Raw genomic sequence first — 8,937 nt, 5'->3', positions numbered from 1 at the left:
TCCGCGCTGACCAGCATCTTGGTGAGCGACAACCAGTTCCGGTAGCTTGCTCGCTGCGCTTCGTCGCCGCCGTCGGGCAGCGCAACGACCCACAGCGACCGGACGGGCACCCGCCATGGACCGCCGCGCCAGAACAGCAGCGCACACATACCCAGGTATCCACCCGACGCCAGCGTCAGCGCCTCGTCCGCAGTGGCCGGCGCACTACCGAGCAGCATGACGACGATGAGCATAAGCGCCGCGCCGGCGATCGGGCAGTGCCGCCATAGGCGCGCCCAACGCCGTTGCGCTGCAGTCGATCTCGGGCTGAAGATGGTCAAGCGGTAGTGACGAACGCCGTACCGGCTAACGGAGGCGTCGAACGATCCCCACGGGTGGGCGCCGTCGAGGAGTCGGGACCGCCACCCAGTGATGCGAGTGCCGTGCATGCGTTCGGGTTTACCTCCGGCACAGCACCTTCGGACCGCATCCCGAACGACATCCATACGCCTGCGCGCCATACTTTTACGGCATCTTTGCATCGAACGCACGTGCGTAAAGAAAGCGTCAAGGCCCCCGGCGACGCCGTTAGGAAAGCGTCAACCACCGCCCTTGGTCGGGTTACCGCTTCTAGGTTCGACCTGACCCGCCTTGACACGGGCTGCATTGCGGCAGAACCCGACCAAGGCCTTTTCGCTTGCAGGTGGACGGACGCCGAACGGAGACAGGATGGGCGTGTTGGCATTTGTCGTGCTCACGGTGGCGGTATTCGCCACGCTGGGCCTGGTGCAGAAGCTGGTGGAACGACAGTGACCTACCAGAACATCGTCGGCTTGGTATTAGCGGTCCTGGTCGGGCTGTTCCTGGTTGGCGCGCTGTTGTTTCCGGAGCGCTTCTAGTGAGCACCACCACGGCCGGAGTCATCTTCCTCGGGGCACTGATCGCGGCACTCGCGCTGGTGCATGTGCCCCTCGGTGACTACATGTACCGGGTTTACGCGTCGAAGCGGGATTCGCGGGTCGAGCGAGTCGTTTACCGGCTGATCGGCGTCGATTCCCGCGCGGAACAAACGTGGGGCGCCTACGCGCGAAGCGTTTTGGCGTTCTCGGCGGTCAGCATCCTGTTTCTGTTTGCGCTGCAACTGCTGCAGGGCAGATTGCCGCTGCATCTGCATGACCCCGCCACCCCCATGACAGCCGGGCTGGCGTGGAACACCGCGGTCAGCTTCGTCACAAACACCAACTGGCAGGCCTATTCCGGTGAACAGACGCAGGGGCACCTGGTACAGATGGCCGGGCTGGCGGTGCAGAACTTCGTCTCCGCGGCGGTGGGTATGGCGGTCGCGGTCGCGTTGGTGCGCGGGTTCGCCCGCAAGCGCACCGGCGAGTTGGGGAACTTTTGGGTCGACCTGACCCGCACGGCGCTGCGCATTCTGCTGCCGATCGCGGTGATCGGAGCGATCCTGTTGGTCGCCGGCGGGGTGATACAGAATTTCCATCCGCACGACCAGACGGTCACCACCTTGGGTGGAGGCCAGCAGACCATCACCGGCGGCCCGGTTGCGAGCCAGGAAGTCATCAAAGAACTCGGCACCAACGGCGGGGGCTTCTACAACGCGAACTCCGCTCACCCCTTTGAGAATCCGACGTCGTGGACCAACTGGCTGGAAACCTTTTACCTCCTGGTGATCAGCTTCTCGCTGCCGCGCACCTTCGGGCGCATGGTGGGCAGTAAGAAGCAGGGCTATGCCATTGCGTCGGTGATGGCGACACTGTCGCTGATCAGCGCGTCGCTGATGCTCTGGTTCCAGCTGCAGCATCACGGCACGGTCCCGACCGCGGTCGGCACGGCCATGGAGGGTGTGGAACAACGGTTCGGGGTCGCCGACTCGGCGATCTTCGCCGACGCAACGACCCTCACCTCGACCGGTGCCGTCGATTCCTTCCACGACTCCTTCACCAGCCTCGGCGGCATGATGACGATGTTCAACATGCAGCTTGGCGAGGTTGCGCCCGGCGGCACCGGCTCCGGCCTCGCCGGCATGCTCATCTTGGCGGTGATCACCGTCTTCGTGGCGGGGCTCATGGTCGGGCGCACCCCGGAATATCTCGGCAAGAAGCTCAACCCCCGCGAAATCAAGCTAGCCGCAAGTTATTTCCTGGTGACTCCGCTGATTGTGCTGACCGGCACGGCAACTGCGATGGCCTTACCCGGCGAACGAGCAGGAATGCTCAACACCGGCCCGCACGGGTTGTCAGAGGTGTTGTACGCGTTCACCTCCGCCGCCAACAACAACGGCTCGGCGTTCGCCGGACTCAGCGCGAACACCGACTGGTACAACGCCGCCCTCGGGCTGGCCATGGTCTTCGGTCGGTTCCTCCCGATCGTCTTGGTCCTCGCCCTAGCGGGTTCGCTGGCCAAGCAAGGCGCCACACCGGAATCCGTGGGCACCTTGCCCACGCACCGGCCTCAGTTCGTCGGAATGGTTTCCGGGGTCACCTTGATCTTGGTTGCGCTCACGTTCTTGCCCATGCTGGCACTCGGGCCTCTCGCCGAAGGGATCCATTGATGACCGCTACGCTCATCGATTCACCACAGCACACACAGCCCCGTACACCCTCGAGCAAGAAAAGGGTGCAAGGCGGCTTGCTCGACCCGAAGATGCTGTGGCGCTCGATGCCAGACGCGTTGGGCAAACTCAACCCGCGCACGCTGTGGCGCAACCCGGTCATGTTCATCGTCGAGATCGGCGCCATTTGGGCCACGGTGCTGGCGGTGGTCAGCCCGACCTGGTTCGCCTGGCTGATCGTGGCCTGGCTGTGGCTGACGGTGCTCTTTGCCAATGTGGCCGAGGCGGTGGCTGAGGGCCGCGGCAAAGCTCAAGCAGAAACGTTGCGGCGAGCTAAGACTCAGACCACGGCTCGGCGCCTTAAGCACTGGGCGCCGGGGCGAGACGCCGTCGAGGAGCAGGTCGCCGCACCCCTGCTGGAGCAGGGTGACGTCGTGGTCGTCGAGGCCGGCCAGGTAATACCCGGCGATGGCGACGTCTTGGAAGGCATTGCTTCCGTTGACGAATCGGCGATCACTGGTGAGTCGGCACCTGTGATTCGGGAGTCCGGGGGCGACCGCTCGGCAGTAACCGGCGGCACCACGGTGTTGAGCGACAAGATCATCGTCAAGATCACGCAGAAGCCTGGAGAAAGCTTCATCGACCGGATGATCGCCCTGGTCGAGGGTGCGAACCGGCAGAAAACTCCGAACGAGATCGCGCTCAACATCCTGCTGGCCGCTTTGACGATCATCTTCGTCTTCGCCGTCGCCACCCTGCAACCATTGGCGATCTACTCCAAGGCCAACAACCCTGGCGTGCCGAACACCCAGGCGCTCAACGCGTCTGGTGTCACCGGCATCGTGATGGTGTCGTTGTTGGTGTGCCTGATTCCCACGACCATCGGCGCATTGTTGTCCGCGATCGGGATCGCCGGCATGGATCGACTCGTGCAACGCAACGTGCTCGCGATGTCGGGCCGGGCGGTGGAGGCCGCAGGTGACGTCAACACGCTTCTGCTCGACAAGACGGGCACCATCACGCTGGGTAACCGCCAGGCCGCCGCCTTCATCCCGCTGGACGGCGTCACCGACGACGAGTTGGCCGACGCCGCGCAGTTGTCCAGCCTCGCTGACGAAACGCCGGAAGGACGCTCGGTCGTTGTCTTCGCCAAAGAGAATTTCGGGTTGCGTGCACGTACGCCCGGCGAGCTGACCCAAGCCGAATGGGTCGCCTTCTCCGCGGCGACCCGCATGTCGGGCGTCGACGTCGACGGCCACCGACTGCGCAAGGGCGCCGCCAGTTCGGTCGCGGAATGGGTGCGGGCGCAAGGCGGCACGGTGCCCATGCAACTCGGCGAGATCGTCGACGGCATCTCGGCCGGCGGCGGAACTCCCCTAGTGGTCGGCGAGAGTCGCCATGGGCAAGCGGCGGTGCTCGGTGTCATTCACCTCAAGGACGTCGTCAAGCAAGGCATGCGGGAGCGCTTCGATGAGATGCGCAAGATGGGCATCCGCACGGTGATGATTACCGGCGACAACCCGTTGACCGCCAAGGCAATCGCCGACGAAGCCGGTGTCGATGACTTTCTGGCCGAGGCAACGCCGGAAGACAAGCTCGCCCTGATCAAGCGAGAGCAAGAAGGCGGCAAGCTGGTCGCGATGACCGGTGACGGCACCAACGACGCGCCGGCGCTGGCTCAGGCGGACGTGGGCGTGGCAATGAACACCGGAACCTCGGCGGCAAAAGAGGCCGGCAACATGGTCGACCTCGACTCCGATCCCACCAAGCTGATCGAGATCGTCGAGATCGGCAAGCAGCTGTTGATCACCCGCGGGGCGCTCACCACGTTCTCCATCGCCAACGACATCGCGAAGTACTTCGCGATCATTCCGGCCATGTTCGTCACCCTGTTCCCCGGGCTCGACCTGCTGAACGTCATGCGGTTGCACAGTCCGCAGTCGGCAATCCTTTCGGCGGTGATCTTCAATGCGGTGGTAATCGTGGCGTTGATCCCGTTGTCGCTGCGCGGCGTTCGCTACACCCCGAGCAGCGCCTCGAAGTTGTTGAGCCGCAACCTCTATATCTACGGACTCGGCGGCATCGTCGCCCCGTTCATCGGCATCAAACTGATTGACCTCGTCGTCCAATTCGTCCCGGGGATGTCCTGACATGAATGCGTCTGCTCTTGTTCGCACACATTGGGCGGCGCTGCGCGCGCTGCTGGTGCTGACCGTCATCCTCGGCCTGGCCTATCCGCTATTCATCTGGTTGGTCGCGCAACTCCCGGGGCTGCACGATAAGGCCGAGGGCTCGATATTGACGGCCAACGGCAAGCCGGTGGGCAGCCGGCTGATCGGTCAACTGTTCACCGACAAAGACGGAAACGCGCTGCCGCAGTACTTTCAGAGCCGTCCTTCGGCCGCCGGCAGCGGCTATGACCCGCTGTCCACCGGCGCGAGCAACCACGGGCCGGAAAACATCGTCGACACACCCGCTGACCCCGCGCAGCTGGCAGCCGGTAAGTCAGCCTCGGACGCCGGCTTCAAACCTGGCTTGCTGACCCAGGTGTGCACCCGCAGCGTCGCAGTGGGACGACTCGAGGGCGTGGACGGGTCGCGACCGTTCTGCACCGGCGGCGGTGTCGGCGCGGTGTTGTCGGTCATCGGCCCGCGCGACGCACGCGGCAACGTCGTCCGCCCTAGCCGAGTGGTGAGCGTCAACGAGCCCTGTCAGACGACGTCGTCACCGTTTCTGACCAGCTATGAGGGTGTGCGCGTCGAATGCGCCAAGTACGGCGAGGACTACACGCTGGGTCAGATCGTGCCGATCCGCGGCGCCGCACCCGCCGATCCGGCGGTACCGGCCGACGCCGTGACCGCCAGCGGCAGCGGACTGGACCCCGACATATCGGTGGCCTACGCGGACCTTCAGATCGCACGCGTCGCCAAGGTGCGGCACATCAGCCCAGAGCAGGTGCGCGAGGTGGTAGCCCACTACCGCAGCGACCGCAGCCTGGGCTTCCTCGGCGAGCCCGCGGTCAATGTCGTGCAGCTCAACCTGCAACTCGACCGCAATTATCCGGTCACCGCCTGACCTCGGAGGGGATGATGGTTGACGTGACCGCAACCGACCACCATCCCAAGCGGGGGGAGCTGCGCATCTACCTCGGCGCGGCGCCGGGTGTCGGCAAGACTTTTGCGATGCTCGGCGAGGCGCATCGGCGTCTGGAACGGGGCACCGACGTGGTGGCCGCCGTGGTGGAGACGCACGGGCGAGCGAAAACCGCTGAGCTGCTTGACGGCATCGAGATTGTGGCGCCCCGCTACATCGACTACCGCGGTGGCAGCTTCCCCGAACTCGACGTGGCGGCCGTACTGCAGCGCCGTCCGCAGGTGGTGCTGGTCGACGAACTGGCTCACACCAATACCCCCGGCAGCAAGAACCCGAAGCGCTGGCAGGACGTCGAGGAGTTGCTCGACGCGGGTATCACGGTCATCTCGACGGTGAACATCCAGCACCTGGAGAGCATGAACGACGTCGTGGCCAGCATCACCGGGATCGAACAGAAAGAAACGATACCGGATTCCATCGTGCGCCAAGCCGCTCAAGTCGAGCTCATCGACATCACACCGGAAGCGTTGCGGCGCAGGCTGTCCCATGGCAACGTCTATGCGCCGGACCGGATCGACGCGGCATTGAGCAATTACTTCCGGCGCGGAAACCTCACCGCGCTGCGGGAATTGGCGTTGTTGTGGCTGGCCGACCAGGTCGACACCGCGCTGGCGAAGTACCGGGCCGAGAACAAGATCACCGATATCTGGGAAGCGCGCGAGCGGGTTGTCGTCGCGGTCACCGGCGGGCCGGAGTCAGAAACCCTGATCCGGCGAGCCTCGCGGATCGCGTCGAAGTCCAGCGCCGAACTGATGGTGGTGCACGTGCTGCGCGGCGACGGGCTGGCCGGGTTGTCCGACGATCGGCTGAGCAAGCTGCGGGAGTTGGCCAACAGTCTGGACGCCTCGTTGCACACCGTACTCGGTGACGACGTGCCCCGAGCGCTGTTGGACTTTGCCAGGGAGATCAACGCCACTCAGCTGGTGATCGGCACTTCGCGCCGGCCCCGCTGGGCACGCATCTTCGAAGAGGGCATCGGCCCGGCCATCGTCGAGCGGTCCGGGAAGATCGACGTGCACATGGTCACCCACGAGGAAGCCAAGCGCGGAGTGCGGGGTACGCCGGTCTCGCCAAGGGAGCGTCGTGTCGCGTCCTGGCTGGCGGCGTTCCTGGTCCCGTCGCTGATCTGCACCCTCACCGTCAGCGTGCTGGACCGGTACCTGGACATCGGCGGGGAAAGCGCGTTGTTCTTCGTCGGCGTGCTGGCGGTCGGCTTGTTCGGAGGCGTTGCGCCGGCGGCGCTTTCGGCGGTCCTGTCCGGACTGCTGCTGAACTACTACCTGATCGCTCCCCGACATAGTTTCACCATCGCCGAACCGAACAACGCGATCACCGAAGTGGTCTTGCTGCTCGTCGCGGTCGCCGTCGCGGTGCTGGTCGACGGCGCGGCCAAACGCGCCCGGGAAGCGCGACTGGCGTCCCAGGAAGCCGAACTGCTGACGCTGTTCGCCGGTTCGGTGCTGCGCGGCGCCGACCTCGAGACGCTGCTGGAGCGGGTGCGCGAGACCTACTCCCAGCGCGGGGTCAGCATGCTGCGCAAACGCGGAGACGTCGTCGCGTTCGTGGGCAACGACCCCTGCACAAGCGTCGACTTTGCCGACACCGCAATAGAAGTCGGCGACGACGAGTTCTGGATGCTGATGGCCGGGCGGAAACTGTCGGCGCGCGACCGCCGCGTGCTCGGCGCGGTGGCCAAGCAGGCCGCCGGATTGATCCGCCAGCGGGAACTGGCCGAAGAGGCCAGCCGGGCGGAGGCGATCGGCCGCGCCGACGAATTGCGCCGCTCGCTGTTGTCGGCGGTCAGTCATGACCTGCGCACGCCGCTGGCCGCGGCCAAGGTGGCGGTGTCGAGCCTGCGGGCCGCGGACGTTGCCTTCTCGGCTGAAGACACCGCCGAACTGCTGGCGACGATCGAGGAGTCCATCGACCAGTTGACCGCGCTGGTGGGCAATCTGCTGGACTCGTCGCGGCTGGCCGCCGGAGCGATTAGCCCGGAAGCGGACCGGGTGTACCTCGAAGAGGTGGTGCAGCGGGCGTTGATCAGTATCGGCAAGGGCGCCACCGGTTTTTATCGGTCGGCCATCGACCGGGTCAAGGTTGACGTCGGTGACGCCGTCGTGGTGGCCGATGCCGGCCTGTTGGAGCGGGTGCTGGCCAACCTGATCGACAATGCGCTGCGGTACGCGCCCGATTGTGTGGTGCGGGTCAACGCGGGGCGGGTCGGCGAGCGGGTGCTGATTAACGTCATCGACGAGGGGCCGGGCATTCCGCACGGCGCCGAGGAGCAGGTTTTCGAATCCTTTCAACGGCTCGGTGACCACGACAACACGACCGGTGTAGGCCTTGGGATGTCGGTGGCCCGCGGGTTTGTCGAAGCGATGGGCGGCACCATCACCGCTGGCGACACACCCGGGGGCGGCCTGACCGTCGTGGTGGATCTGGCGGCGCCATGACGCGGGTACTGGTGATCGACGACGAGCCGCACATCCTGCGGGCGCTGAAGATCAACCTGACCGTGCGCGGCTACGAGGTGATCACCGCCTCCAGCGGCGCCGGTGCGTTGCGCGCGGCCGCCGAGCATCCCCCGGACGTAGTGATCCTGGACCTGGGCCTGCCGGACATGTCGGGCATCGACGTGCTGGGCGGTCTGCGCGGCTGGCTTTCCGCGCCGGTGATCGTGTTGTCGGCCCGCACGGATTCGTCGGACAAGGTGCAGGCGTTGGACGCGGGGGCCGACGACTATGTCACGAAACCGTTTGGCATGGATGAGTTTCTGGCCCGGTTACGTGCGGCGGTGCGCCGGACCGCAGCGGCCTCGGAGGTCGATCAGCCGGTGATCGAAACCGAGGCCTTCACCGTGGATCTGGCTGCCAAGAAGGTGACCAAAAACGGCTCGGAGGTACACCTCACCCCGACGGAATGGGGCATGCTCGAGGTGCTGGTGCGCAACCGGGGCAAGCTGGTGGGCCGCGAGGAGCTGCTCAGAGAGGTGTGGGGACCGTCCTACGCGACCGAAACTCATTATCTGCGTGTGTATTTGGCGCAGTTGCGGCGCAAGCTCGAGGCGGACCCGTCACATCCCAAGCATCTGCTGACCGAGTCGGGAATGGGCTACCGCTTCGAGGCCTGAGTCACAGCGGTCACCTGTGTCCCTGTCCGGGGTGGTGCACTTTTTGCCCGCCTCATAGCGACAACTGCTGCTTGTCGGACCGGCATGCGACGGTGTCGCCCATGGT

7 protein-coding genes are annotated in these 8,937 nt (G+C 65.3%); 6 read left to right on the top strand and 1 reads right to left on the bottom strand.

Features of this window, described 5'->3' with window-relative positions:
• The coding region (locus A9W95_RS26725; protein ID WP_371328025.1) for a DUF6611 family protein at nt 1–428 on the bottom strand (428 nt) is incomplete at its 3' end.
• A 360-nt stretch (nt 429–788) separates the two neighbouring features.
• On the opposite strand from A9W95_RS26725, the gene A9W95_RS27690 reads away from it, so the two are divergent.
• Genes A9W95_RS27690 through A9W95_RS05230 form a run of 6 tightly spaced genes read left to right on the top strand, consistent with a single transcriptional unit; the run spans nt 789 to nt 8,831 of the window.
• Nucleotides 789–878: a potassium-transporting ATPase subunit F gene (locus tag A9W95_RS27690; RefSeq protein ID WP_156746025.1), complete on the top strand. Its 90-nt coding sequence runs from the start codon at nt 789–791 to the stop codon at nt 876–878.
• Complete coding sequence (gene kdpA / locus A9W95_RS05250) at nt 878–2,548, top strand: potassium-transporting ATPase subunit KdpA (RefSeq protein ID WP_067409546.1); 1,671 nt, start codon at nt 878–880, stop codon at nt 2,546–2,548. The genes A9W95_RS27690 and kdpA overlap by 1 nt, the downstream gene beginning before the upstream one ends.
• On the top strand, nt 2,548–4,698 hold the full coding sequence (gene kdpB, locus A9W95_RS05245; protein WP_067409545.1) for a potassium-transporting ATPase subunit KdpB: 2,151 nt from the start codon (nt 2,548–2,550) through the stop codon (nt 4,696–4,698). The genes kdpA and kdpB overlap by 1 nt, the downstream gene beginning before the upstream one ends.
• Before the next feature lies 1 nt (nt 4,699).
• Entirely contained in the window at nt 4,700–5,623 is a 924-nt protein-coding gene (locus A9W95_RS05240) for a potassium-transporting ATPase subunit C (RefSeq protein WP_067409544.1), read from the top strand.
• An 11-nt stretch (nt 5,624–5,634) separates the two neighbouring features.
• Nucleotides 5,635–8,154, top strand: a complete 2,520-nt coding sequence (locus tag A9W95_RS05235; RefSeq protein ID WP_067409543.1) for a sensor histidine kinase KdpD — start codon at nt 5,635–5,637, stop codon at nt 8,152–8,154.
• Entirely contained in the window at nt 8,151–8,831 is a 681-nt protein-coding gene (locus A9W95_RS05230) for a response regulator (protein WP_067409542.1), read from the top strand. Before A9W95_RS05235 ends, A9W95_RS05230 begins: the two co-directional genes overlap by 4 nt.
• Nucleotides 8,832–8,937: the final 106 nt, after the last annotated feature.

Source organism: Mycobacterium sp. 1423905.2 (assembly GCF_001673155.1).
Classification (GTDB): domain Bacteria; phylum Actinomycetota; class Actinomycetes; order Mycobacteriales; family Mycobacteriaceae; genus Mycobacterium.
The sequence above is the reverse complement of the archived record's forward strand: the minus strand, read 5'-3'. Positions and strand labels throughout refer to the sequence as shown.